At 73.4% G+C, this 23910-nt stretch carries 23 protein-coding genes; 5 read left to right on the top strand and 18 right to left on the bottom strand.

Annotated elements, in window-relative coordinates:
* Positions 1-123 precede the first annotated feature (123 nt).
* From JJI54_RS02680 to dnaK, 4 genes are all read right to left on the bottom strand, one after another.
* Entirely contained in the window at positions 124-2124 is a 2001-nt protein-coding gene (locus JJI54_RS02680; protein ID WP_203070657.1) for a spermidine synthase, read from the bottom strand.
* Complete coding sequence (locus JJI54_RS31755) at positions 2121-3110, bottom strand: SH3 domain-containing protein (protein WP_226381350.1); 990 nt, start codon at positions 3108-3110, stop codon at positions 2121-2123. The genes JJI54_RS02680 and JJI54_RS31755 overlap by 4 nt, the downstream gene beginning before the upstream one ends.
* Before the next feature lie 244 nt (positions 3111-3354).
* Positions 3355-4509 (bottom strand): molecular chaperone DnaJ, encoded by a 1155-nt coding sequence (gene dnaJ / locus JJI54_RS02670; protein WP_203070655.1) that lies wholly within the window; start codon positions 4507-4509, stop codon positions 3355-3357.
* Positions 4510-4660: 151 nt separating this feature from the next.
* Positions 4661-6637: a molecular chaperone DnaK gene (gene dnaK, locus JJI54_RS02665; RefSeq protein WP_318987434.1), complete on the bottom strand. Its 1977-nt coding sequence runs from the start codon at positions 6635-6637 to the stop codon at positions 4661-4663.
* A gap of 204 nt (positions 6638-6841) precedes the next feature.
* On the opposite strand from dnaK, the gene JJI54_RS02660 reads away from it, so the two are divergent.
* Positions 6842-8128 carry a DUF3422 family protein gene (locus JJI54_RS02660; RefSeq protein WP_203070651.1) on the top strand — a complete coding sequence of 429 codons (1287 nt, stop codon included), beginning with the start codon at positions 6842-6844 and terminating at the stop codon, positions 8126-8128.
* Here the strand turns inward: JJI54_RS02660 and JJI54_RS02655 are convergent.
* From JJI54_RS02655 to JJI54_RS02640, 4 genes are all read right to left on the bottom strand, one after another.
* On the bottom strand, positions 8112-8603 hold the full coding sequence (locus tag JJI54_RS02655; RefSeq protein WP_203070649.1) for a GNAT family N-acetyltransferase: 492 nt from the start codon (positions 8601-8603) through the stop codon (positions 8112-8114). The two genes, JJI54_RS02660 and JJI54_RS02655, sit on opposite strands and share 17 nt — an antisense overlap.
* A gap of 4 nt (positions 8604-8607) precedes the next feature.
* Complete coding sequence (locus JJI54_RS02650; protein WP_203070647.1) at positions 8608-9174, bottom strand: nucleotide exchange factor GrpE; 567 nt, start codon at positions 9172-9174, stop codon at positions 8608-8610.
* A gap of 109 nt (positions 9175-9283) precedes the next feature.
* On the bottom strand, positions 9284-10744 hold the full coding sequence (locus JJI54_RS31750) for a methyl-accepting chemotaxis protein (RefSeq protein ID WP_226381349.1): 1461 nt from the start codon (positions 10742-10744) through the stop codon (positions 9284-9286).
* A gap of 93 nt (positions 10745-10837) precedes the next feature.
* Positions 10838-11194, bottom strand: a complete 357-nt coding sequence (locus tag JJI54_RS02640; protein WP_203070645.1) for a hypothetical protein — start codon at positions 11192-11194, stop codon at positions 10838-10840.
* Between the two features lie 254 nt (positions 11195-11448).
* Between JJI54_RS02640 and murJ the strand changes: the two genes are divergently transcribed.
* Positions 11449-12990, top strand: coding sequence for a murein biosynthesis integral membrane protein MurJ (gene murJ, locus JJI54_RS02635; protein ID WP_203070643.1), 1542 nt, complete (start codon positions 11449-11451; stop codon positions 12988-12990).
* A gap of 67 nt (positions 12991-13057) precedes the next feature.
* On the top strand, positions 13058-13687 hold the full coding sequence (locus tag JJI54_RS02630; RefSeq protein WP_203070641.1) for a glutathione S-transferase family protein: 630 nt from the start codon (positions 13058-13060) through the stop codon (positions 13685-13687).
* Positions 13688-13691: 4 nt separating this feature from the next.
* On the opposite strand, the gene JJI54_RS02625 is transcribed toward JJI54_RS02630, so the two are convergent.
* Positions 13692-14222: a L,D-transpeptidase family protein gene (locus tag JJI54_RS02625; protein WP_203070639.1), complete on the bottom strand. Its 531-nt coding sequence runs from the start codon at positions 14220-14222 to the stop codon at positions 13692-13694.
* Positions 14222-15430: a GTP cyclohydrolase II RibA gene (ribA, locus tag JJI54_RS02620; protein ID WP_456305573.1), complete on the bottom strand. Its 1209-nt coding sequence runs from the start codon at positions 15428-15430 to the stop codon at positions 14222-14224. Before ribA ends, JJI54_RS02625 begins: the two co-directional genes overlap by 1 nt.
* A gap of 274 nt (positions 15431-15704) precedes the next feature.
* On the opposite strand from ribA, the gene JJI54_RS02615 reads away from it, so the two are divergent.
* Complete coding sequence (locus JJI54_RS02615) at positions 15705-16424, top strand: response regulator transcription factor (protein WP_203070637.1); 720 nt, start codon at positions 15705-15707, stop codon at positions 16422-16424.
* Between the two features lie 56 nt (positions 16425-16480).
* On the opposite strand, the gene JJI54_RS02610 is transcribed toward JJI54_RS02615, so the two are convergent.
* From JJI54_RS02610 to JJI54_RS02590, 5 genes are all read right to left on the bottom strand, one after another.
* A complete protein-coding gene (locus JJI54_RS02610; protein ID WP_203070635.1) occupies positions 16481-17152 on the bottom strand; it encodes a malonic semialdehyde reductase in 672 nt (223 codons plus the stop codon).
* Between the two features lie 84 nt (positions 17153-17236).
* A complete protein-coding gene (locus JJI54_RS02605; protein WP_203070633.1) occupies positions 17237-17803 on the bottom strand; it encodes a NifU family protein in 567 nt (188 codons plus the stop codon).
* Between the two features lie 94 nt (positions 17804-17897).
* Complete coding sequence (locus tag JJI54_RS02600; RefSeq protein WP_203070631.1) at positions 17898-18407, bottom strand: universal stress protein; 510 nt, start codon at positions 18405-18407, stop codon at positions 17898-17900.
* Positions 18407-19180 (bottom strand): TIGR02186 family protein, encoded by a 774-nt coding sequence (locus tag JJI54_RS02595; RefSeq protein ID WP_203070630.1) that lies wholly within the window; start codon positions 19178-19180, stop codon positions 18407-18409. The genes JJI54_RS02600 and JJI54_RS02595 overlap by 1 nt, the downstream gene beginning before the upstream one ends.
* A 50-nt stretch (positions 19181-19230) precedes the next feature.
* Complete coding sequence (locus JJI54_RS02590) at positions 19231-20139, bottom strand: sulfite exporter TauE/SafE family protein (RefSeq protein WP_203070628.1); 909 nt, start codon at positions 20137-20139, stop codon at positions 19231-19233.
* Between the two features lie 199 nt (positions 20140-20338).
* Here JJI54_RS02590 and JJI54_RS02585 point away from each other — a divergent pair, with 199 nt between their 5' ends.
* On the top strand, positions 20339-21265 hold the full coding sequence (locus JJI54_RS02585) for a hypothetical protein (RefSeq protein WP_226381348.1): 927 nt from the start codon (positions 20339-20341) through the stop codon (positions 21263-21265).
* Between the two features lie 51 nt (positions 21266-21316).
* Here JJI54_RS02585 and JJI54_RS02580 read toward each other — a convergent pair whose 3' ends face one another.
* The 3 genes from JJI54_RS02580 to JJI54_RS02570 all read right to left on the bottom strand — a co-directional run bounded on the left by JJI54_RS02580 (position 21317) and on the right by JJI54_RS02570 (position 23822).
* On the bottom strand, positions 21317-21892 hold the full coding sequence (locus JJI54_RS02580) for a c-type cytochrome (RefSeq protein WP_203070626.1): 576 nt from the start codon (positions 21890-21892) through the stop codon (positions 21317-21319).
* A gap of 131 nt (positions 21893-22023) precedes the next feature.
* Complete coding sequence (locus JJI54_RS02575; protein ID WP_203070624.1) at positions 22024-23247, bottom strand: PQQ-dependent sugar dehydrogenase; 1224 nt, start codon at positions 23245-23247, stop codon at positions 22024-22026.
* A gap of 113 nt (positions 23248-23360) precedes the next feature.
* Entirely contained in the window at positions 23361-23822 is a 462-nt protein-coding gene (locus JJI54_RS02570; protein ID WP_203070622.1) for a DUF2171 domain-containing protein, read from the bottom strand.
* Positions 23823-23910 lie beyond the last annotated feature (88 nt).

The raw sequence follows: 23910 nt of genomic DNA, 5'->3' as shown, positions 1-23910 counted from the left end.
CAACGTGCATGGGGTCCCGGAATGCGGCCCGCCGGCGGTCCGGCGAGCCAAGCGGCCGGAGGCCGCGCCCGTCACGCCGCAGGCGTGCCTTCGGCACGACGCCTGAGGGCGTGAAAAATTGCGCTACCACCATCCCCGGAGCGCGGCGCCGAGGTGCCAGCGATCGTCGCGCCAGGGCGTCGCGGCGGGGGTCACCGTCTGCCAGCCTTCCGCCGCCAGCGCCGCCGCCAGCCCGGCATCGCGCGTCACCGCAACCCAGACGGAGGGCTGGCCGCCCGGCGCCGCGGCCAGCGACAGCGCCTGCGCGCCCGCTTCCCGCGCGGCGGCGGCGATCAGCGGCGGCAGGTCGAAATGCGTGTTGCTGACGTGGAAGCCCGCCGCGCCCCCGGGCGCCAGCCGGTCCAGGAACAGCGCCACGCCCTCCGCCGTCGCCATATGGACGGGGACGGAGGCGCCGGAATAGGCGTCCAGCACCACCAGATCGATCGAGCCCGGCGTGGCCTCCCGCAGCCCGACGCGGCCATCGGCGATTGCGACCGGCGGATCGCCGCAATCCCGCAGGAAGGTGAACCACCGCCGCGCCGCCTCCACCACGGCGGGCGAGATCTCGATGTAGGAGAGGCGGAGCCGGTCCGACCCGTAGCAGGCCATGGCCCCGGCCCCGAGCCCGACCAGCACGGCCTGCATCGGCGCCTCCCGCCGCGCCAGCATGGTCGCGACAAGGCGTCCGCCGCCGGCTTCCCGATGGTAGTAGCCCGTCGGCTCCAGCGCGCGTGACGAATCCTTCCACTGGTAGCCATGCAGGGTGCGGCCATGCGCCAGCACCAGGCGGTCTCCCTGGTCCTGCACCTGCACCGCGCCGTAGAAATCCCGCCCCCAGCGGATGGACCCGCCCATCCCCTCCAGCAGCGGCGCCACGGCCAGCAGGGCGGCCGCGCTGCCCCAGATGATCCGCGGCCCCAGCTCCCGCCCGATGGCCGGCAGCAGGCAGAGCGCGGCCAGCGCCAGCGGGTATTCCAGCGGCCGGTCGAACAGCAGCGGCGCGACCAGGGCGTTCACCGTGCCGCCCAGCGCGCCGCCGAGCGACAGGCAGAGGTAGAAGCGCGTCAGCCCCGCGGGCTCCGGCCGCATCAGCGCGAGCCGCGCATGCGCCAGCGTGCCCGCCGCCAGCAGCCCGCCGACATGGATCAGCACGCCGAGCCACGGGAAGGCACTGCCGAAGGCCGGGGCCACCACCTCCAGCAGCATGGCCGGCAGGAACAGCGTGACGCCCAGAAGCCCCCCGCGCGCCGCCGCCGTGGGCCGCCAGAAGGCCAGGATCCAGCTGAGCAGATAGGCCGCCAGCGGCAGCACCCACAGCAGCGGTAGCGGCGCGATGGTGACGGTCACACGCTCCGTCGCGCCCAGCAGCAGGCTGGCCGGCAGCGCCGCCAGCGCCACCCAGGGCAGCGCCTGCCGCAGCCCCATTCCCGCCACGGCCTGCCGCGCCACGGGCGGCGAGGGCTGGCGCAGCACCGGCCAGGCGCAGGCCAGCAGGCCGAGTGCGCAGGCGGCAAACCCCAGCGTCCAGAGCCGCCCCTGCGCGCTGAGGGCGAGGGCGGGCTCCAGCAGCAGCGGATAGGCCGCGAGCCCCGCCAGGCTGCCGGCATTGGAGACGGCGTAGAGCCACCAGGGCGCCTGCCCGGCCACGCGGGCGTACCAGGCCTGCAGCGCCGCCGCATTGGCCCCCAGCACCAGCACGGCCGGGCCATAGGCCAGCGCCAGCGTCGCCAGCACGTCGATAGCGGGCCCCATCCCGGTGGCCACGGGCCGCGGCACCGGCGCCAGCAGCGGCAGGGCCAGCAGCGCCAGCGCCAGGTGCACCGCCGCCGCCCCCCGCGCCCCGAGCCGCGTGGAGGTCAGGTGGAACAGCGCGCTGCCCGCCAGCAGGCCGATCTGGAAGAACAGCATCACCGCCGTCCAGACCGCCGCCCCCCCGCCGAAGGGCGGCAGCAGCGCCTTGCCCAGCATGGGCTGTACGGCGAAGAGCAGGGCGGCGGAGGTTGCGACGGTGGCGGCGAAGAGCGCCGGGGTGGCGCGGTGGGCGACGGGCGAAGGCGGGGCCGTGAAGACCGCGTCCTTCACTTCACCTCTTCATCCGCGCCGACGCCCCAGATCTCCGCGCGCCGCAGGAAGCCCTTGTGGCCGGCCACCTGCACCTCGCACCAGGCGTTGTTCGCCTCGCATTCCCGGATGCGGCCGATGACGCCGGGGCGCAGCCGCGCCACCGCCACGCCGCCATCCTCCGGCCGCCGCCGCAGCGTCACCTCCTGCGCCGCGGCGGGGGCATTGGGGGCGGCGCCGGCGGGGGGGCGGATCAGCGCGGTGCGCCGGCCGGCCAGCGTCGAGGAATGCACCCAGCCCTCCGCCCCCTCCGCATCCCGGATGCGGCGCCAGAGCTGGAATTCCCCCACGATCTGCACCGGCAGGTCGCGGCGCTGGTAGGTCCATTCGATCGGGTAGCTGGTGGAAGGCCCGACCCGCATATTGACCTCGTCCGACCGCAGCGCGGCGAAGCGCGGCAGGGGCAGGCCGGTCACCGACCCGGTGGAGGGGATGGGCGGCGGCGGGGGCTGGGCCGGTTCCGGCGCGCGGCTGGCCGCGGCGGCGGCGCCCGCGGCGGCAGCCCCGGCGGCGGCGCCGGCCGCGGCGGCCCCGGCGGCGGCCGGGCGGCGGTTCTGCGGTTGCGGGTTGCGGCCCACCGTGGGGGGCTGGCCGGGCCGCTGCGCCTGCGCGGCGGCGGGTGGCCGCGCGGCGGGCGTGCCGGCCTGCTGCGGCGGCCGGGCTGGCGCCGCCTGGCCCTGCGGCGGCCGGGCCGGCGCCTGCCCCTGCTGCGGCGGGCGGGCGGGCTGGGCCGCGGTGCCGGTGGCGGGTTGCGTCGCCGGCCGGGCGGCCGGCTGCGCGGGGGCCTGGGCGGCGGCCGGCGGCGGCGCGGCTGGCGGCGTGGCCTGCACCGGCCGGGGCGGGGGCAGGGAGCCCGTGGCCGGCGCGATGCTGGATTGCGGCAGCGCGACGCCCCCGGAGAGGGCGACCAGCAGCACCGACAGGGCAGCGGGACGGGCGAAGCGCATGGCCGATCCCTTCCGCATTCCATGGCGCCGGGTCAAGCGCCTGAATGCGGTTCCTGCGATGTCATGAGAGGATTGAAGGGGGGAGGATTGGAGGGGGGGCGGGCGGCGACGCGGGTGGGACCTTGGACCGCGCCGCCGCCTGCCTGGACCGCCGATGGGGGGATGCGGCGGTCAGGGGCTGAACGGCGCGGCACCGCCGGGGTTGCGGCCCGGCGGCCCGGTCACGCAGCTGTCAGGCGGTGGCCTATTTCAGCCCGTCCCAGAATTCCTTCACCTTGGCGAAGAATCCCTCGGATTCGGGGCTGGACCGCCCGGTCTTCTCGCATTCCTTCTCGAACTCGGCCAGCAGCTCCTGCTGCCGCTTCGAGAGGTTCTGCGGCGTCTCCACCGCGACCTGGACATACATGTCCCCCCGCGCGGCGGAGCGCAGGACGGAGAAGCCCTTGCCCCGCAGCCGGAACTGGTCGCCGGTCTGGGTCCCGGCCGGGATGGTCACGCGGGCGCGCCCGCCATCGATGACGGGGACTTCCACGCCGCCCCCCAGCGCCGCCTGCGTCATCCGCAGCGGCACACGGACGAAGATATTGGCGCCGTCGCGCTGGAAGATCGGGTGGGACTTCACCCCGACATCGACATAGAGGTCACCGGCCGGCGCGCCCCTCAGCCCGGCCTCCCCCTCGCCGGACAGGCGGATGCGCGTGCCGTCCTCCACCCCCGCCGGGATGGTCACGGCCAGCGTGCGGTCGCGCTGCGTGCGGCCCTGGCCGGCGCAGACCTTGCAGGGGTTCTTGATGATGCGCCCGCTGCCCGAGCAGGTCGGGCAGGTGCGCTCGATCAGGAAGAAGCCCTGCTGCGCGCGCACCTTGCCGGCACCCTGGCAGGTCGGGCAGGTCTGCGCCGCCTGCGCGGCGGGGCCTTCGCTGCCGGTGCCCTTGCAGGCCTCGCACACGACGGAGGAGGGGACGCGGATGGTCTTCTTCGCCCCCGCGAAGGCCTCCTCCATCGTCACCTCGACCTGCTGGCGCAGGTCGGCGCCGCGGCCCACGGGCCCGCGCCCGCCCCGGCCACGGCCGCCGAGGCCGCCGAACATCTCCTCGAAGATGTCCTCGAAGGCGCCGCCGAAGGGGTTGCCGCCGCCACCGCCGCCGAAGCCGCCCGGGCCGCCGCCGCCCTGCTCGAAGGCGGCATGGCCGTAGCGGTCATAGGCCGCGCGCTTCTCGGCATCCTTCAGCACGTCATAGGCCTCGTTCAATTCCTTGAACTTGGCCTCGGCCGTCTTGTCCCCCTGGTTGCGGTCGGGGTGGTACTGCATGGCGAGCTTGCGGTAGGCCTTCTTCAGGTCCTCCTCGCTCGCGTCCCGGGCCGCGCCCAGGACCTCGTAGTAGTCGCGCTTGGCCATGGGGCCCCAAGTCCTCACGCTGGCTGCCCCGGTCGGGCCTGGGCCCCTGGGGTAGCGTGTTCAGCGACACTGTTTCAACAAGGCAACGCCCGACCCCCTTTCGGAAGCCGGGCGCGCCGGGAACGGTGGCCGATCCGGAGACCTCGCCCTGTTACGAGGGCTTCTTCTTCTTCGGATCGACTTCCTCGAACTCGGCGTCCACCACCTTGTCGTTGGGGTTGCCGCCCGGCCCGCCCTGGCCACCGCCAGCCGCGCCGGCCGCATCGCCCGCCGCGGCCTGCGCCTTGTAGAGCGATTCGCCCATCTTCATGGCGACCTGGGAGAGGCTGTCATTGGCGGCCTTGATGGCCTCCAGGTCCTGCCCTTCCATCGCGGTGCGCGCCGCGGCGATCGCGGCCTCGACCTCGGCCTTCTCGTTCGCCGGGACCTTGTCCGCGTTGTCCTTCAGCGTCTTCTCGGTCGAGTGCACCAGGGCGTCGAGCCCGTTGCGCGCCTCGACGGCCTCGCGCCGCTTCTTGTCGGCCTCGGCATTCGCCTCCGCCTCGCGCACCATCCGCTCGATGTCGCTGTCGGACAGGCCCGACTTCGCCTGGATGCGGATCTGCTGTTCCTTGCCGGTGGCCTTGTCCTTCGCGCTGACGCTGACGATGCCGTTCGCGTCGATGTCGAAGGTCACTTCCACCTGCGGCACGCCGCGCGGCGCCGGCGGCAGGCCGGTCAGGTCGAACTGGCCGAGCAGCTTGTTGTCCGCCGCCATCTCCCGCTCGCCCTGGAAGACCTTGATGGTCACCGCGGACTGGTTGTCATCGGCCGTGGAGAAGACCTGCGACTTCTTGGTGGGGATGGTGGTGTTGCGCTCGATCAGGCGGGTGAAGACGCCGCCCAGAGTCTCGATGCCGAGCGACAGCGGCGTGACGTCCAGCAGCAGCACGTCCTTCACGTCGCCCTTCAGCACGCCGCCCTGGATGGCGGCGCCGATGGCGACCACCTCGTCCGGGTTGACGTTGCGCGCGGGTTCCTTGCCGAAGAACTGCTTCACCACCTCGATGACCTTCGGCATGCGCGTCATGCCGCCGACCAGGATGACCTCGTCGATCTCCCCGGCGGAGAGGCCCGCATCCTTCAGCGCCTGCTTGCAGGGCTCGAGCGTCTTCTGGATCAGGTCATCGACCAGGCTTTCCAGCTTCGCCCGCGTCATCTGCATCACCAGGTGCTTCGGCCCGGAGGCGTCGGCGGTGATGAAGGGCAGGTTCACCTCGGTCTGCTTGGAGGAGGAAAGCTCGATCTTCGCCTTCTCGGCGGCTTCCTTCAGGCGCTGCAGCGCCAGCTTGTCGCCGCGCAGGTCGATGCCCTGCTCCTTGCGGAACTCATCGGCCAGGTAGTCGATGATGCGCGCGTCGAAATCCTCGCCACCCAGGAAGGTGTCGCCGTTGGTGGACTTCACCTCGAAGACGCCGTCGCCGATCTCGAGCACGGAGACGTCGAAGGTGCCGCCGCCGAGGTCATAGACCGCGATGGTGCCGCCCTTCTTCTGGTCCATGCCATAGGCGAGCGCGGCCGCCGTCGGCTCGTTGATGATGCGCAGCACCTCCAGCCCCGCGATGGAGCCGGCTTCCTTGGTCGCCTGCCGCTGCGCGTCGTTGAAGTAGGCGGGCACCGTGATGACGGCCTGCGACACCTTCTCGCCGAGATAGGCCTCGGCGGTCTCCTTCATCTTGGTCAGCACATTCGCGCTGATCTGCTGCGGCGCGTAGGTCTTGCCCTCGACCTCCACCCAGGCATCGCCATTCGGCGCGCGGGCGATGGCATAGGGCACCAGGCCCTTGTCCTTCGTCACCATCGGGTCGTCGAAGCGGCGCCCGATCAGGCGCTTGACGGCGTAGAGGGTGTTGGTGGGGTTCGTCACCGCCTGGCGCTTGGCGCTCTGCCCGACCAGGCGCTCGCCATTCTTGGCGAAGGCGACCATGGAGGGGGTGGTGCGGGCGCCTTCCGCGTTCTCGATGACCCTGACGTCCTTGCCTTCCATGATGGCGACGCAGGAATTCGTGGTACCGAGGTCGATACCGATGACCTTGCTCATCCGATGTGGCTCCTCTTGCGGCGGCGTGGGTGCGGCCCCTGAAGGCACCGCGCCCGGCCCCTGCCGGATGGGGGTGGTGGATGGGCTGTGACATATTCATCGCAGTCGCCCCGGGCAAGGGGGCGAAAGGGGGATTGAGGCAGCGACTCAACCTTCGCGCGCGGAAGTTCCGAAGCCTCCCGCCCCATGTGGCGCAAAAGTCGCTTCTTTCGTTCCGGCGCTGGCCCTCCTTCGTGTAGATTGCGGCCGCCGATGATCCAGACCCTCCCCCTGCATCCCGACCGCGACCTGCTGGCGGGCGAGCTTCATGCCCGCCCGGCCCTGCCGCTCGCCACCCCCGTCACGATCAGCCGGCTCGCCCTGCTGCGCGATCCCGGGGCCGACCGGGGGGCGGCCATCCGCCACCTGGAGACGCTGTGCCGCCGCTACGGCGTCACGCCGCCGGCGCCGGGCGCCGATTTCGTGCTGGCCGATTTCGGCCGCTTCACCCTGCGCTACGAACGCCACACGGAATTCGATGGCTGGACCTTCCTCCGCCCCGGCCCCGATGCCGGCGCGCCCGATCCCTTCGAGGATACGGCGATCGAGGCCGTGCCCACGGACTGGCTGGCGGAGCTGCCCGGCCGCGTGCTGGTGGCCGCCCATATCGCCGTGCCCCGCACGGCCGGGGAGGATGAGCCGCCGCCCCCCGGCTGCTTCGTGCCGGACAACCTCGCGGGCTCCAGCCTCTCCGCCGGGGCGGCCACGGCCTGGACGGATTTCCGCCCCGGCGCGGATGGCTTCACCCGCATCCTGCTGCAGGACCACGGGATGACGGCGGCGCTGGCCGGCCGCCTCGCCCAGGCGGTGTGGGAGGTCGAGACCTACCGCCTGCTGGCCCTGCTGGCGCTGCCCCAGGCGCGCGCCTGCGGCCCCGAACTCGCCCGCGCCTCGGCGGGCCTCGCCGCGCTGACCGCCCGCCTGCCCGGCCTCGACAAGCTGGATGAGGAACGCGCGGCGCTGGAGGAGCTGACCGACCTCGCCACCACCATCGAACGCCTGGCCGCGGAGACGGCGGACCGCTTCAGCGGCACGCGGGCCTACCACGCCCTCGTCGGCCGCCGCCTGCAATCGCTGCGGGAGGCCCGGCTGCACGGGCTGCCGACGCTGACGGAATATCTGGAACGGCGGCTCGACCCCGCCGTCGCGACGGTGGAGGCGACGGGCACGCGCATCGCCAACCTCTCCGTCCGCTGCGGCCGGGCGGTGGACCTGCTCCGCGCCCGCGTCGCCGTGGCGCAGGAAGCGCAGACCCAGAAGCTGCTCGGCGCCATGGCCGATACCGGCCGAGCCCAGCTCCGGCTGCAGGAGACGGTGGAGGGCCTCTCCGTCGCCGGCATTTCCTACTATGTGCTGTCGCTGGCGGGCTATGCGCTGAAGCCCGTGCCGCTCGGCGCCTGGAAGGCGGATACGCTGCTGGCGCTGCTGGTGCCGGTGGTGGCGGCGCTGGTCTGGGTGCGGATGCGCCGCAACCGGCGGAAGGCTACCGCAGCGCCCTGACCAGGTAGCGCACCCGCTTCCCGTTGCGCGGATCGCTTGCTTCCCCCGCCGGCAGGAAGCCCAGCCGCTCATGAAAGGTCATGCTGCCGGGATTGGGCGGGTCGAGGTTCACCTCGCAGGCCAGCAGCGGCAGCCCCGCCGCCCGCGCCTGTGTCGCGAGGTCGTCATAGAGCACCCGCCCCAGCCCGCGCCCCTGCCAGCCATCGGCCACGACGACGCGATCAACATAGGCGAAGCGCGGATGGCGGGCGAGGAACCAGCCATGGTTCGGCCCCTGCGCCGGCGTCTCGTGGCTCAGCGCCAGCAGGAAGGCGGCGGGCGAGCCATCCGGCGCCGCGATCATCCGCGCGCTGAAGGCAACCGCCACCAGCGCGGCGAAATCGCCGGGCGCCAGCGCGTTCACCGCCGCCGCATGCGCGTCGTTCAGCGCGTTCAGCGCCGGCAGGTCCGCCGGCGCGATGGCGCGCGGGGCCACGGGGCTACTTGCCCGCGACCACCACCATGGCGGGCTTCAGCAGGCGGCCATGCAGCGTCCAGGCCGGCGTCCAGGCCTGGATGATGGTGCCGGGCTCCACGCCCTCCGGCGCCGGCTGCTCGGCCATCGCCTGGTGCAGTTCCGGGTCGAAGGGCTTGCCCTGCGCGTCCAGCTTCTGCACGCCGTGGCGTTCCAGCATGGCGGTGAAGGCGCGCTCCACCCCCTCGAAGCCGCCGCGCAGCTTGGCCAGCAACTCCGGCTCGTCCTCCGCCGCCGGCGGCAGGCTGTCCAGGCCCCGGCGGAGGTTCTCCGCCGTCTCCACCACGTCGCGGGCGAATTTCTGCACGGCATAGAGCCGCGCATCCTCCGCCTCCCGCTTCGCGCGGGCGCGGAGATTGGCGTTGTCGGCCTCGGCCCGCAGCCACTTGTCGCGCATCTGGCCGAGTTCGGCCTCGAGCGCCGCGATGCGTTCCGCATCGGTCGGCGCCGCCGCGCCGGGCTGCGCGCCCTCGGGCGCGGGGGCCTCGGCCGGGGTCTCGGCCGGGGTGGGGGTATCCTGCTTGTCGCTCATGTCGATGGTGATCTGGATCTCGGCGGATCGGGAGGGGGAGGCGTGCGAAACGCGCCGCCCCCACCTAGGCGCCCCGATGCGCCGGGGCAAGCACCCCGGGCCTTCCGCGTCAGGCCGCGCGCAGGCCCTGCACCGTGGCGCCCAGCATCCCGCGCAGCGCCGCGGCCCCCTGGTCCAGCCGCCGCGCCGTCTCCTCCAGCACAGTGACGGCCGCATTCGTCGCGCCGATCGCCTGCTCGGCGCGGCTCACCGCGCTGGCGGCCGCATCGGTGCTGCTGGCCACCTGCGCGGCCGTGCCCGCGATCTCCCGCGTCGCGGCGCCCTGCTGTTCGACGGCGGCGGCGATGGCGCCGGACACCGCATCGAGGTCGCCCACCACATCGGCGATGCCGCGGATGGCCTTCACGGCCTCGGCGGTGGAGCCCTGGATGGCCGCGACCTGCTGGCCGATCTCCTCCGTCGCCTTCGCCGTCTGCGCGGCCAGCGCCTTCACTTCCCCGGCAACCACGGCGAAGCCCTTCCCGGCCTCCCCGGCCCGCGCCGCCTCGATCGTCGCATTCAGCGCCAGCAGGTTGGTCTGCCCCGCGATGTCGCTGATCAGCCGCACCACCTGGCCGATGCGCGCGGCACCCTCCGCCAGGCCGTTCACCAGCGCATCCGTCTCCCGCGCCTGGGTGGAGGCCTGGCCCGCCACCCGCGCGGCGCCCGCCACCTGGCGCGTCACCTCCGCCACCGCGGTCGCCAGCTCCTCCGCCGCCGAGGCCACGGTCTGCACCCCCGCCGCCGCGGCCGCCGTGGCGCGCGCGGCATCCTGGGCGCTGTCCCGCCCGGCCTTGGCCGCCTGGCCCAGCCCCCCGGCCGCCTGGCCGATCTCCCCGGCCGCCGCCACCACATCCCCGGCCACGCCGCCCACCTGGGTTTCCATCTGCGTGGCCAGCGCCTGGCGGCCGGCCCGGGCCTCGGCCGCCGCCGCGGCTTCCCGCTCCTCCCGCCGCGCCAGGGCGGCCTGTTCGGCGGCCCGCGCGCCGGTCGCCTCCGTCATCGCGGCCTCGGTCGCGGCGAAGGCGCGCTGCAGCCCGGTGATCAGGGCGATCAGCGCCGCCGCTTCCGCCACCAGGATGCCGGCATGCACCGCGACGCGCAGCAGCGACGCATCGCTGCCGAAGACGATCACCGGCGCCAGCGCGGCCAGCACGGTGTGGTGCACCGCGACGGTCAGGGTGCCGAGGATGATCGCCCGCCGGTCCACCAGCCCCGCCGCCACGGCCAGCGCGGCGAAATAGGCCATGTGCATGTCGATCCGCAGCCCGTCGGGCGAGACCCAGACCAGCAGGGAGACCTGCACCATCAGCGCCACCGCGATCACGGGGCGGATGGCCGGATGCGCCACCCCCGCCTGGGCGGCCAGCAGCGCCGCGGCAAGGGCGGCCGCGGCCAGCGCGCCCGCGCCCAGCACCGTGCCCAGCCCGGCGCCGGATGCCCAGGCGGCCAGCACCAGCAGCGGCACGCAGGCGCCCAGCGCCCACAGCAGCATGCGCGCCGTCCCGCGGCGCAGTCGATCCAGATCCATGGGCACCCAGTCTCCGCAAGATGGCCGGCGCGCCGCGGCGCGGCGTGGAGCGGTCGTTTCAGTCCAGGCGCGCCGCCCCGGCGACGCGCCGCATCACCCCATGCGCCCCGCGCAGGCCGCGCGGCCGGGGGCCGGCAGGCTGAGCCACGCCCCGCTGCCCCGGCGCAGCGCCCCGGCATCCGCCCGGGCGGCCACCGGTGCCGCGATGGCGATGGCGAAGGGCCCGATGCCCCGCACCAGCGCGGGATCCCAGCCCGGCACCGCCAGCACGCCGGCCAGGGCCCGATCGGCATCGAGCCCGGGCGGGAAGACCAGCAGCACCGGCAACTCCGCCCTCGGCAGGGCCTGCATGACGAGGAGCCCGATCGTCGCCGCCCCCAGCAGCGCCCAGGCCGCGGCCAGGGCGCGCGGCCCGGCGGGCTGGGGGGAGCGGAAGGGCGGTATCGCCATGCGCCTGGCCTTGGTGACCGTTCGGGAACGCCGGCGGGCCGGCATCGCCGGGCGCTTCCGCCCCGGAGCGTCGCCGGACCCGCCGATGCCATCGGCATCGGCTGCGCCCGGCCGCTGCCAGGGACGAAGCCTCCCTCGCGAAGCCTCAGCCGCCAGTCTCCTGGCGCGGTGTTCTAGTCCCGGCATGATAACCATCCATGAACCGCCGGGCCGGCGCGGTTCCCCGCCCCCGTCTTCCGGACTAAACCCGGCGGATGCTGCGCAGCATCTTCACCGTCGGCGGCTGGACCATGGCGAGCCGCCTGCTCGGCTTCGCGCGGGACATGCTGATCGCCGCCCGGCTCGGCGCCGGGCCGATCGGGGATGCCTTCTTCGTGGCGCTCCGCCTGCCCAACCTGTTCCGCCAGCTCTTCGGGGAGGGCGCCTTCAACGCCGCCTTCGTCCCCGCCTTCGCCGGCGCCTATGCGCTGGACGGGCCGGCCAAGGCGCGGGCGCTGGCCAATTCGCTGGCGGGGCTGATGACGCTCTCCCTCAGCGGCCTGGTCGCCATCGGCATCATCTTCATGCCGCAACTCCTCTTCGTCCTGGCGCCCGGCTTCGTGGGAGAGGCGCTGCGCTTCCCGCTGGCGGTGGAACTCACCCGCATCACCTTCCCCTACCTGCTGTTCATCTGCCTGGCCGCGCTCGTCTCCGGCGTGCTGAACGGGATGGACCGCTTCGCCGCCGCCGCCGCGGCGCCGGTGCTGTTCAACCTGATCTCCATGGCGGCGCTGCTCGGCCTCACGCCCTATGTCGCCACACCCGCCCATGCCCTGGCCTGGGGCGTGGTGGCCTCGGGCCTCGTGCAGCTGCTGATGCTGATCGTGGCGGCGCGCGTCGCGGGGATGGCCATCAACCCGCTTTCCGTGCCGCGGCTGACGCCGGAGGTGCGGGGCGTGCTGCGCCGGATGGGGCCGGGGCTGGTCGGCGCGGGGGTCACGCAGCTCAACCTGGCCATCGGGATCATCATCGGGTCCCTGCTGCCGGCCGGCGCGGTCAGCTTCCTCTACTACGCCGACCGGATCAGCCAGCTGCCGCTCGGCGTCATCGGCGCGGCCGTCGGCACCGCGCTGCTGCCGCTGCTGTCCCGGCAGCTCCGCACCGGCAAGGCGCTCTCGGCGCATCGCAGCCAGAACCGCGCCATCGAGCTGACGCTGGCCTTCGCCCTGCCCGCCGCCTTCGCCATGGCCTGCGTGGCGCGGCCCATCATCGGCACGCTGTTCGAACGCGGCGCCTTCGATGCCGCGGCCACTGCCGCAACCTCCCTGGCGCTGGTCGCCTATGCGGTGGGGCTGCCGGCCTTCGTGCTGGTGAAGGCGCTGACGCCGGGCTTCTTCGCCCGCGGCGACACGGCGACGCCGGTGAAGGTCGCGATGGGGGTGGTGGCGCTGAACCTGGCGCTGAACCTGCTGCTGACCCGCTATTTCAGCCATGTCGGCATCGCGCTCGCGACCTCGCTCGCCTCCTGGACCAATGTGCTGGTGCTGGGCTGGCTGCTGACCCGCCGGCGGCAGCTGGTGCTGGACCGGCGGCTGCGCCGCGCCGTGCCGCGGCTGCTGGCGGCCGCGCTGGTCATGTCCGCCGTGCTGCTGGCGCTGCAGGCCGCGATCTTCCCGCTGGAGCACGGGCTGGCGCGGCTGGCGGGGATCGCGGTGCTGATCGGCGCCGGGCTCGTCACCTATTTCGGCGCGGCGCAGGCGCTGGGCGGGTTGGACCTGCGGGAGGCGCTGCGCAGCCTGCGGCGCCGCAGGAGCTGACGGCCTGTCGAAACGGGCCCGGCCCGCGCGTCATCCCCGGGGCGCCATTGCCCCGAGGAGACCGTCCATGCCCCCCATCGAGATCATCGGTATCCCGCAGAGCAACTTCGTCTGGGCCGCCCGCATCGCGGCCGGGGAGAAGGGGGTGCCGCATGTCAGCACGCCGCTGCCGCCCGGCCATCCGGACCTCGCGGGCCTGCACCCGCTCGGCCGCATCCCCGTGCTGCGGCAGGGCGAGCTGGTGCTGGCGGAAAGCCGCGCCATCATGGCCTTCATCGACCAGGCCTTCGACGGCCCGGCGCTGATGCCGCGGGACCCCCGCGCCGCCGCGCGGGCCGAGCAATGGGTTTCCCTGATCGTGACGGCGGCGGAGCCGGTGCTGATCCGCCAGCACCTCTTCGCCTATCTCTTCCCCGGCACGGCGGATGGCCGGCCGGACCCCGGCCGCGTGGAGGCCACGCTGCCGGGGCTGGAGCGCCACCTGGCCTGGCTGGACGCGGCGCTGGAAGGCGGTTTCGCCGGCGGGCAGGCCTTCACCCTGGCCGATGCCTATCTGGTGCCGATCCTGCACTGGCTGCGCGGGCTGCCGCTGGCCGGCGCGCGGATGGCGGCGGCGCGGCACCTGGTCCCCTATCTCGACCGCATGATGGCGCGCCCCGCCGTGGCCGCCACCGTGCCGCCGCCCCTGCCGGGGTGAGGCATCAGCCCTCCAGCACCGTGACCCCGCGCAGCCCCGCCTCCAGCACCGCGCGGAGATCGCGGGCTGCGAGGGCCACGCAGCCCTCGGTGGGCGAGAAATCGTCCCGCGCCAGGTGCAGGAAGATGGCGCTGCCCCGGCCGCGCTCCACCGGCGCGTCGTTCCAGCCCAGCACGCCGATCACGTCATAGACCGCATCGTCCCGCCACAGCCGCTCATGCGACCCCCCGAAGGGCAGCTGGACGGGGCGGTTATAGGCGCGGTCGGCCGGGTCGTCGCACCAGCCATCGCTGGGGGAGAGCGGCTCCACCGGCACGGCGCAGCGGGGCGGCGGGCCGCGATCGGCCCGGTAGAGCACGCGGCGCAGCGCCATGCTGGCCGCGGGGGTCGCGCCATCCCCCTCCCGCTTCTGCGTCGCGGGCCGCACGCCGCCCTTGCCGAGGGCACAGCGCAGCACCAGCCCGTCCAGGACGAACAAGCCGCGCTTGCCGTCGCCCTGGGGCTGGATGCGCGCGTAGCCCGCCTCCGCCGCCATCAGGCCAGCAGGTGCCCGAAGCGGCGGGCCTTGGTCTCCAGATAGGCGTCGTTCACGCCATTGGCCTCGAACTGATGGGCCTCCCGCCCCTCCACCCCGATCCCGCAGGCCGCGAGCCCCGCCAGCTTGTCCGGGTTGTTGGTCAGCAGCCGCACCCGGCCGATGCCCACCGCGCGCAGCATCTCCGCCGCCACCCAGAAATTCCGCTCATCCGCGCCATAGCCCAGCGCCCGGTTGGCATCGAGCGTGTCGAGCCCGGTATCCTGCAGCGCATAGGCGCGCAGCTTGTTGACCAGCCCGATGCCCCGCCCTTCCTGCGCCAGGTAGAGCAGCACGCCGCCGGCCGGGTCCTCCGCCATGCGCTTGATCGCGCCGCGCAGCTGCGGCCCGCAATCGCAGCGCAGGCTGCCCAGCAGGTCGCCGGTGAAGCATTCGGAATGGATGCGGGCCAGCGGCGCCGTGCCGGCGGCCAGCGCCGCTTCCGGCTGGCCCACCAGGATGGCCAGGTGCTCGATCCCGCCATCGGCGGCGCGGAAGGCCACGATCCGGGCCTCCGGCGCATCCTCCAGCGGCACGCGCGCCTCCGCCACGCGCGCCAGCGTCATGGCGGCGCCGGTCGGGTAGGCCAGGATGTCCGCGGCATCCACGGCCAGCAGGTTCAGCCGCGCGGCGGTGGCTTCGGCCGCCGGGGCGGCGACCAGCGCGGGCAGCAGCCGCGCCAGCTTGGCCAGCGCGATCGCGGCCATGGCGTGGGGCGGCGGCGCGCCGCGCTCGGGCTCCGCCGGCAGCAGCCGCTCCGCCGTCGGGTCCGCCAGGCTGCGCAGCGCGGCGGGGTCCAGCAGCCCGGCGGGCAGGCGCAGCGCCACCACGCCCATCTCCGGCGGGGATCCGGCATTGGCCGCTGCCAGCGCCTGCGGCACCGGGCGCTGCAGCACCGCCGCCGCCCGCACCGGCGCCAGCAGCAGCAGCGCCGGGCCGATCGCCGCGCTGGCGAGTTCCGAAAGGCCGCGGGCCGATACCGTCTCCGCCGCCGCGACCACGATCGCGCCTTCCGCGCCGCGCACCAGCACGGGCGTGCCGCGCCGCAGGTCGCTGGCCACGCGATGGACGGCGCGCAGCGCGGCCACCTGCGCGTCGCCGGCGCCGGGTCCGGCATCGGTGCCGTGGTCGCGCATCTGTGATGCGAGGGGGGCGGTGGTTTTCATCATCTGGCGTTCCGGTACTCGCCCATTGGCGCGCCCGAATGTGGCGTGCGGAAGGCGTTTGGGAGGGGGCAGGCCCCGAGAAAAACGTTCTGCCCGTCAAGCGAGGGTGATCGTGACGTAATGGTCACGAGGCTTGCCCCTCGCATGACGCCTCGGGCAAGATTGGGACGCGCAGATCGCCTGTCGCGTCCCAGTATCGCGAGATTCGGGCACGGCTGCGTGAAACCGATGCGCATCGCGCCCGTTGTGAAGGCGCCTCACAGATACGGGAGCTACCATGGCCGGTCCACGCCCCATCCTCGTCGTGGACGACGACGAAGCCCTCCGGCAGACGCTGGCGGAACAATTGGCCCATGACGGTGAATTCGTCGCCTCCGAGGCCGCGACCGCGGCGGAAGCCGCGGCCAGGCTGGCCGCGGAGGATGCGCGCTTCGATGCCATCGTCCTCGACATCGGCCTGCCGGATGGCGATGGGCGGGAACTCTGCGCGCGGCTGCGCAAGCAGGGTCTCCGCATGCCGATCCTGATGCTGACCGGCGCGGATGGCGAACAGGACATCGTGCGCGGGCTCGATTCCGGCGCCAACGACTACATCGCCAAGCCCTTCCGGGTCAGCGAGCTGATGGCGCGGCTGCGCGCCCAGCTGCGCGTCTTCGACAACAGCGAGGACGCGGTCTTCACCGTCGGCCCCTACACCTTCCGCCCCTCCGCCAAGCTGCTGCTGGAAGTGGCGCGGAACCGGAAGATCCGGCTGACGGAGAAGGAGGCGGCGATCCTCAAGTACCTCTACCGCGCCGGCGGCCGGCCGGTCGGGCGGCAGATCCTGCTGAACGAGGTCTGGGGCTACAACAGCGCGGTCACGACCCACACGCTGGAGACCCACATCTACCGCCTGCGCCAGAAGATCGAGCCGGATCCCTCCAATGCCCGGCTGCTGGTGACGGAAGGCGGCGGCTACCGCCTCGACCCCACCGCGGGGCGCGCCCAGGCCGCCTGAGGGCTTCGACCCCCACCCCCCCCTCCCCGCCAGCGCGGGGGAGGGGGGGAAGGGCTTCACTCGAAGCGGCAGGCCTCGTCGAAGCTCAGGCGCGGGTTGCGCGGCGGCAGCGCCGCCGCCTCGCCATAGCCCAGCGCGACCAGGAAGTTCGACTTCCACCGCGTGCCCGCGAAGAACAGGTTGTCCAGCTGGTAGTTGTCGAAGCCGCTCATCGGCGCGGCATCCAGCCCGACGGCGCGGGCCGCCATGATCAGGTAGCCGCCCTGCAGCGTGCCGTTGCGCAGCGCCGTCGCATCCGCCAGCGCCGGGTTGTCGGCGTACCAGCCGCGCAGCTCCGCGCCCGGGAACAGGAAGCCGAGCTTGTCGTAGAAGGCCTGGTCATGCGCCACGATGCAGACCACCGGCGCCTTCATCGTCTTCTCGACATTGCCGGGCGACAGCACCTGCTTCAGCCGCGCCTTGCCTTCCGAGGTCCGGATGAAGACGAAGCGCGCCGGGCTGCAATTGGCCGAGGTCGGGCCCATGCGCAGCAGGTTGTACATCGCCTCCAGCGTCGCCTCCGGCACCGGCCGGTCCTGCCAGGCGTAGTGGGTTCGCGCTTCCCGGAACAGCAGGTCCATCCCCGCGCCATCCAGCACCGGGCGCTCCACCACCGGGGTGGCCGCGACCGGCGGCGGGGCGGGCGGCACGGGCTCGGCGGTCGCGGGGGCGGGGGCTTGGTCGGTCATGGAAGGCGGCTCCGGCAGGTCTCTGCCGGAGGGAGATAGGCCGGGGGCGTGGTGACGCCAATCCGGCCCGTCAGGAATGGAAGTTCAGGCTTCCACCTGCTCCACCCGCACCACCTCCGGCACGTAGTGGCGCAGCATCGTCTCCACCCCATGCTTCAGCGTGGCGCGGGAGGAGGGGCAGCCGCTGCAGGCGCCCTGCATGCGCAGCCGGACCACGCCCTCGCGGAAGCCGCGGAAGACGATGTCGCCGCCATCGCCGGCCACCGCCGGGCGCACGCGGGTGTCGAGCAGTTCCTTGATCTGGGCGACGATCTCGCCGTCCTCGGCCTCGAAATCCTCGGCCTCGGCCTCCTCGTCCTCGCCTTCCATGGTGGGAAGGCCGGCCAGGTAGTGCTCCATGACGGCGCCGAGCACGCGGGGCTTCAGCAGCTGCCAGTCCGCCTCCTCGGTCTTCGTCACCGTGACGAAGTCGTTGCCCAGGAACACGCGGGCGACGTCGCCGACCGCGAAGATCCGCGCGGCGAGGGGCGAGCGGCCATCGGCCTCCGGCGCCGCGGTGAAGTCGGCGGTGCCGCGCCCGCCCATGACATCCCGGCCCGGGATGAACTTCAGGGTCGCCGGGTTCGGCGTGCTTTCCGTTTCGATGAACATCGGGACTGGTTTCCGGGGTGACTGGCTATACCGGACTTATGTGGTCCTTTTCACCGCCCCGTGCAACGGCGGGGCGATGGCCGGGGCATGGCGTTCAGGTCACGCGTTCCAGCTCCGCATCGCTCAGCGCGCCGGGCACGATCGTCATCGGCACCGGCAGCTTGGCGGCGTAGCGCCCGGTCAGCGCCGCGATCAGCGGGCCGGGGCCGGACCCGTCCGTCGAACTCGCCAGCACCAGGATGGAGATGCGCGGATCCTCCTCCAGCAGCGCCAGCAGCTCGTCCCGCGGCTCCCCCTCCCGGATCAGCAGGATGGGCAGGCCGCCGGTGATGTCGTTCACCTCCGCCGCCAGGGTGGAGAGCAGCTTCTCCGCCTCCTCCCGCCGTTCCTCCGCCATCAGCGCGCCGATGCCGGCCCATTCCACCTGGCCCGCGGGCTCGATCACCCGCAGCAGCGCCACGCGGCCGCCGGATTTCTTGGTGCGCAGCGCGGCGTAGCGCAGCGCCACGCCGCGTTCGGGGCTGTCATCCACCACCACCAGGAAGACGCGGTCGCGCCGCGCCTTGGCGGCCTCCGCCGTCTCGTCCCTCACCTCATCCGGCATCAGCCCCTCCGGAACAGCACGCTGCCGATCCACCCCGCCAGGGCGGCGAGCAGGATGCAGGCCAAGCCATACAGCACGGGCTGCCCGCGCGCGACGTCGGCGATCCAGGCCGCCGTGCCGCTGCGCACCACGTCCATCCGCAATTCCTGCCGCGCCACCACGCGGCCTTCCCGCACCAGCATCACCTGGATCAGGTAGGGCCCCGTCGCGACGGTGGCGGGCAGCGGCAGCCGGGCATGGAACAGCCGCCCGCCCGAGACCTCCACCGGCTTCACCTGGTCCACCCAGAGCCCGGCATCCTGCTTCAGGCTGGCGAGCGCGGCGCGGAACTGCGGCCCCCGCGCGCCCAGCTGCACCAGCGGCAGCAGGTCGAGCCCGAGGCGGAGGTCCTGCCGCTCCACCCCGTCCAGCAGCGTCGCCACGGGGCTGGTGGAGGCCAGCGCCCAATAGGTCGGCACCCGGTTGAAGCGGGCGGAGGGCCCGTTGATCCAGGCGCCCAGCATCTCGACCTTCTGCCGCACGACGAGGGAGGTGGAGGGCCCGGTCGCCAGCACCACCACCTCATCCCCCTGCGCGCCGATCAGCCGTTCCGTCGCGCCGAAGACCAGGATCTCGCCGCCCGTGAAGGCGGTCGTCACTTCGATGGTGGCGACGGCGAGCTGCGCGGCGAGCGAGGGCGGCGCCAGCGTCGGCGGCGCCGCGGGCGGCGGCGGCGCGACCTGCGCCGCGGCCGGGAAGGCCAGCGCCAGGGCCAGCAGCAGCGCGCGGATCACGGCGCCCCCAACCAGGCCGCGCCTCACGGCGTGCCCAACCAGGCCGCGCCTCACGGCGCGGGGCCGATGACGAACAGCTGCTCCGGCACCCGCAGCAGGTCCCACAGCAGCGCCAACGCGACGGAGAGCACCAGCGCGCCGAGCAGCGCGCGCGTCTCCTCCCCGCGCAGCTTCGTGCCCATGGCCGCGCCGATCTGCGCCCCCACCACGCCGCCCGCCAGCAGCAGCAGGGTCAGCACGATATCGACGCTGCCGACCTGCACGGCCTGCAGGAAGGTGACATTGGCCGTGACGAAGACGACCTGGAACAGCGAGGTGCCGATGACCACGGCGGTCGGCATGCCGAGCAGGTAGATCATCGCCGGCACCAGCATGAAGCCGCCACCCACGCCCATCACGGCCGACAGCAGGCCGATGGCGAAGCCGATCAGCAGCGGCGGGATGACGGAGATGTAGAGCCGCGACTTGCGGAACCGCATCTTCAGCGGCAGGCCGTGCATCCAGAAATGCTCGTGCAGCCGCCGCGGCCGCGCGCGGCGGCGCCGCAGGATCGCCGTCAGGCTCTCCCGCACCATCAGCCCGCCGACGGTGCCGAGCACGACGACGTAGAAGATGGCCACCGCGAGATCGACCTGCCCCATGCGGCGCAGCCAGGCGAAGAGCTGCACGCCGAGCAGCGAGCCCGCGAAGCCGCCCACCAGCAGCACGCTGCCCATGCGCACATCGACATTGCCGCGCCGCCACTGCGCCATGAGGCCGGAGACCGAGGCGCCGAGCGTCTGGTTCGCGCCCGACCCCACCGCCACGGGTGCCGGGATGCCGATCAGGATCAGGATGGGCGTCAGCAGGAAGCCGCCGCCGACGCCGAACAGGCCCGACAACCAGCCCACGCCGAAGCCGATGCCCAGCAGCAGCAGGGCATCAACCGACATCTCGGCGATCGGCAGATAGACCTGCATCGCTGTCCATTCTTCCCGGGCGATATGGCGGGACTGCGGCGGTTTGGACCCGGAACGCCGGCGCCGCAAGTTTGCGACGGGAAAAAATCCGGCTGCCGGGCCCACATTTGGCGGAACATCCATCGCCGCCGCGGCCCGGCCCGAACCCGCCCCGGATCGCGGCGTTCCGCCCCAGGCATTCAAGCCGAGGGGAATTTCCATGCAGACCCATGTTGCCACCGCCCAGGGGAGTGCCCTTGGCATGACCGGCGGCGCCGCGCCCGAAGGCGCGCCCGCCCTGCCCAGCCGCATCTCCTGGGGCGCCGTCTTCGCGGGCGGCGTCGTCGCCGTCGCCGTCGGCGCCATGCTGAACGTGCTCGGCCTGGCCATCGGCGCCACCACCATCGATCCGACGACGGTGGGCGATACCCCCTCCGCCAGCAGCTTCGGCATCGCCGGCGGCATCTGGCTGCTGGTCGCGAACCTCATCGGCCTGGCGGTCGGCGGCTATGTCGCCGCGCGGCTGTCCGGCACGGCGGATGACACGGATGGCGTGCTGCACGGCCTTTCCGTCTGGGCCATCGGCTTCCTGATCTCCGCCGTGCTGCTGGGCAATGCCGCGGCCGGCGCGGCCGGCGGCATCAGCCGCATGGTCGGCAGCGCCGCCCAGGGGATCGGGCAGGGGGCTGGGGAGGCGATTGCCGCCGTGGCGCCGGCCGCGCGCGGCATCGACCCGCGCGCCGTGGTGGAACGCCTGCAGACGGGCCTGCAGACCGGCGGCGACCCGGCCGCGATGAACAGCGACCAGCGCCGGGCGGAGATGGCGCAGATCGTCGGCAACCGCATCAGCAGCGGCAGCGCCGATGCGGGCGCGCGCGACCGCCTGTCCCAGCTGGTCGCCGCCGAATACGGCATCCCGGCGGAGGAAGCCCGCACGCGGGTGGACCGGCTGGAGGCCGAGGCGACGCGCGTGGCGCAGGAAGCCGAGACGCGCGCCCGCGCCGCGGCCGATGCGGCCGCCAACAGCGCGGCGATCGGCGCCTACTGGATCTTCGCGGCCATGCTGCTGGGCGCCGTCGCGGCGGTGTTCGGGGCCCGCACGGGCACCCGCACCACGGTGCGCGCCACGGATCGCCGCCTGGCCTGAGACTGGCCTGAGCCTTTGGGAGGGCCGGGGTGCCGCGCGCACCCCGGCGCTTCAGTCGAGATGCGCCAGGAAATGCGCCAGCGCGGCGATATGGGCGTTGCTGAGACCGACGACGGCGCCGTTCATCTGCGTATCCACGCCGGCGCGCTTGCCGTCGCGATACTCCGTCATGGCATGCACCAGGTATTCCTCCCGCTGCGCTGCCACGCGGGGAATCTGCGCCCGCCCGCCATAGTCGGCGACATGGCAGGTGGCGCAGTGCCGCGGCCCCGCCAGCGCCTGGCCGGCGGCGAACAGCGCCTCGTCCTTCGGCGCGCGGTCATCGGGCGGGCCGGGGGGCAGGCTGGCGAAGAAGGCGGCCAGATCCTCGATGTCCCGGTCCGGCAGCCCCTGCGCGAAGGGGTTCATGGCCGGCGCCTGGCGGATGCCTTCCCGCAGCAGGATCATCTGCACGGTGATGAAATCGGCCGGCTGCCCCGCGAGCGAAGGCACGCCCGGCACCTGGCTGCGGCCATTGTCGCCATGGCAGTTCACGCAGCGATGCGCGGCCAGATCGGCGCCCCGCCGCGCATCGGCGGCCTGCGCGCCGGTGGAAGCGGCGGCGGCCACCAGGGCCGCCGCCAGCATTTTCAGGCCCTCAAGCGCCGGGCGCGGCCTCCGGCCGCTTGGCTCGCCGGACGACCGGCGGGCCGCATTCGCGGCCTCGGCCGCCTGCGGCGTCCGTCGATCACACCCGGTAAGGGCGCCCAGAACGCCCCTCACTGGCGATAGGTGATGCGGTAGATCGCACCCATCTGCTCATCCGCCACCAGCATCGACCCGTCGCGCAGCACCTGCACATCGACCGGCCGGCCGAGGAAGCGCTGGTTGGCGTCGTCACGCAGCCCGGTGAGGAATTCCTCCACCGCCGTGACATTGCCCTGCGCATCGAGCTTCGCGACCACCACGTCGAAGCCCGTCAGCCGGGTGCGGTTCCAAGACCCGCGGCGGGCGATGAAGATCTGGTTGCGATACTGCTCGGGGAACATCGTGCCGGTGTAGAAGCGCATGCCGAGGGCCGCGACATGCGGGCCCAGCAGCGCCGCGGGCTGCGAGAATTCGGAGCAGTTGCGCCCCTTGTTCTCCTGCGGGTCCGCCCAGCTGCCGACGCAGAAGGGATAGCCGAAATCCTCGCCGGCGCGGCGCACGCGGTACAGCGTGTCGTCGGGGCTGTCGTCGCCCGCCCAGTCGCGGCTGTTGTTGCTGGCCCAGAGCTCCCGCGTGATCGGGTGATGCGCCATGCCGACGCTGTTGCGCACGCCGCGCGCCTCGATCCGCCGGTCGCTGCCATCCGGGTTGAAGGAGACGAGCAGCGCGAAGCGCTCCCGGTCGATCTCGCAGATGTTGCAGGGCGCGCCGACATTCGTATAGATCCGGCCATCCGGGCCCAGCGTCGCGAACTTCCAGTGGTGGTTGCCGCCGTGGTCGGCATCGCCCGGCAGGCCGAAGGCCTCCGTCAGCTCCACCGGCGCGGGCACGTTGTCGAGGTTCGCCTCGATGTTGTCGTAGCGCAGCACCCGGTTCAGCGCGATGACGAAGAGGCTGTTGCCCACCATCACGATGCCGTTCGGGTTGTTCAGCCCCTGCGCGATGATGCGCGTGCGCGTCGTGCCGTCCGGGTTGCGGCTGATGGCATAGACGCGGCCGATGGCGCGGGTGCCGGCGAAGACGGTGCCGTTCGGCCCTTCCGCCATCATGCGCGCGCCGGGGATGCCATGCGCGTAGATCTCCGCCTGGAAGCCCGGCGGCAGGCGCAGCGCGCCGACCGGCACCTGGTCCACCGGCGTCACGGTCAGCCGCGGCGCATGGGGGGCGAGGGTGGAGCCTTCCGGCCGCCCGATCGCCCAGCCTGGCACGGGGGCCGGGGCAGGGGCCTGGGCAAGGGCCGGGAATGTGGCCAGCGCGGCGAGGAAGCCGGCCGCCAAAAGCGATGTGCGGACCATGTATCTCTCCCTTCCGGTGCGCTCTTCGGATGGCCACCGGGAGGGGGAGCATGGCCCAGGGCAGCCCCGGGGTGCAATCGGTTGCTCCCCGGGTTCGGCCGGCTGATTCGATGTCAGATCGGGTCGCGCGTCATCCCCGTGCCGCCGGTCGCGTCACCGGCCTCCCCGCCCACCGCCGGCTTGTCGCCCTGGCGCTGGGCGATGCCGGGCTGGGCCTTGCCGGGCTGGGCCATGCCCGTCCCCTCCTGCCGCTGGCCGCCGCCGCGCCCGGCCTCCGCCGCGCCCAGCATGGTGCGCTGGCCCTGCGTCGCGCCGGTCATGGCCGGGTTCATGGCGGGGTTCATCGGCTCCGCCTGCCATTGCCGCTTCGCCTGCGCCGCCGGCATGGACAGCCGCACCTGCCCATCGCCGACCGAGGCGACGGCCTCCCCCGGCAGGAAATGGTGCTGGCCGCTCTGGTCGCGCGTCAGCTTGATGCGGTCGCCGTCGAGGTGATCGACCGTGCCGACCTCCTCCCCATCGCTGCCGACGACCTTCATGTGTTCCTGCACCTGGTGCAGCGTGTGATGCGTCATGGCGTGTCCTCCTGGCCGCCCATCGCGGCATGCGGGGGAAACGGGATGCGGCGCGCGGGGTTGCCGGTTGACGGCGCGCGGCGCCGGG

Source organism: Falsiroseomonas ponticola, assembly GCF_016805305.1.
Classification (GTDB): domain Bacteria; phylum Pseudomonadota; class Alphaproteobacteria; order Acetobacterales; family Acetobacteraceae; genus Falsiroseomonas; species Falsiroseomonas ponticola.
This window is presented reverse-complemented; position numbering and strand designations above follow the sequence as displayed.

Excerpts from the sequence above, each read along its gene's own strand:
- JJI54_RS02640 (WP_203070645.1), bottom strand. The coding sequence starts at position 11,194 with ATGGCGATACCGCCCTTCCGCTCCCCCCAGCCCGCCGGGCCGCGCGCC.
- JJI54_RS02660 (WP_203070651.1), top strand. The coding sequence starts at position 6,842 with ATGATCCAGACCCTCCCCCTGCATCCCGACCGCGACCTGCTGGCGGGC.
- JJI54_RS02605 (WP_203070633.1), bottom strand. The coding sequence starts at position 17,803 with ATGTTCATCGAAACGGAAAGCACGCCGAACCCGGCGACCCTGAAGTTC.
- JJI54_RS02630 (WP_203070641.1), top strand. The coding sequence starts at position 13,058 with ATGCCCCCCATCGAGATCATCGGTATCCCGCAGAGCAACTTCGTCTGG.
- JJI54_RS02615 (WP_203070637.1), top strand. The coding sequence starts at position 15,705 with ATGGCCGGTCCACGCCCCATCCTCGTCGTGGACGACGACGAAGCCCTC.
- murJ (WP_203070643.1), top strand. The coding sequence starts at position 11,449 with ATGCTGCGCAGCATCTTCACCGTCGGCGGCTGGACCATGGCGAGCCGC.
- JJI54_RS02625 (WP_203070639.1), bottom strand. The coding sequence starts at position 14,222 with ATGGCGGCGGAGGCGGGCTACGCGCGCATCCAGCCCCAGGGCGACGGC.
- ribA (WP_456305573.1), bottom strand. The coding sequence starts at position 15,430 with ATGATGAAAACCACCGCCCCCCTCGCATCACAGATGCGCGACCACGGC.
- JJI54_RS31755 (WP_226381350.1), bottom strand. The coding sequence starts at position 3,110 with ATGCGCTTCGCCCGTCCCGCTGCCCTGTCGGTGCTGCTGGTCGCCCTC.
- JJI54_RS02585 (WP_226381348.1), top strand. The coding sequence starts at position 20,339 with ATGCAGACCCATGTTGCCACCGCCCAGGGGAGTGCCCTTGGCATGACC.
- JJI54_RS02590 (WP_203070628.1), bottom strand. The coding sequence starts at position 20,139 with ATGCAGGTCTATCTGCCGATCGCCGAGATGTCGGTTGATGCCCTGCTG.
- JJI54_RS02610 (WP_203070635.1), bottom strand. The coding sequence starts at position 17,152 with ATGACCGACCAAGCCCCCGCCCCCGCGACCGCCGAGCCCGTGCCGCCC.
- dnaJ (WP_203070655.1), bottom strand. The coding sequence starts at position 4,509 with ATGGCCAAGCGCGACTACTACGAGGTCCTGGGCGCGGCCCGGGACGCG.
- JJI54_RS02650 (WP_203070647.1), bottom strand. The coding sequence starts at position 9,174 with ATGAGCGACAAGCAGGATACCCCCACCCCGGCCGAGACCCCGGCCGAG.
- JJI54_RS02580 (WP_203070626.1), bottom strand. The coding sequence starts at position 21,892 with ATGCTGGCGGCGGCCCTGGTGGCCGCCGCCGCTTCCACCGGCGCGCAG.
- JJI54_RS31750 (WP_226381349.1), bottom strand. The coding sequence starts at position 10,744 with ATGGATCTGGATCGACTGCGCCGCGGGACGGCGCGCATGCTGCTGTGG.
- JJI54_RS02600 (WP_203070631.1), bottom strand. The coding sequence starts at position 18,407 with ATGCCGGATGAGGTGAGGGACGAGACGGCGGAGGCCGCCAAGGCGCGG.
- JJI54_RS02575 (WP_203070624.1), bottom strand. The coding sequence starts at position 23,247 with ATGGTCCGCACATCGCTTTTGGCGGCCGGCTTCCTCGCCGCGCTGGCC.
- JJI54_RS02570 (WP_203070622.1), bottom strand. The coding sequence starts at position 23,822 with ATGACGCATCACACGCTGCACCAGGTGCAGGAACACATGAAGGTCGTC.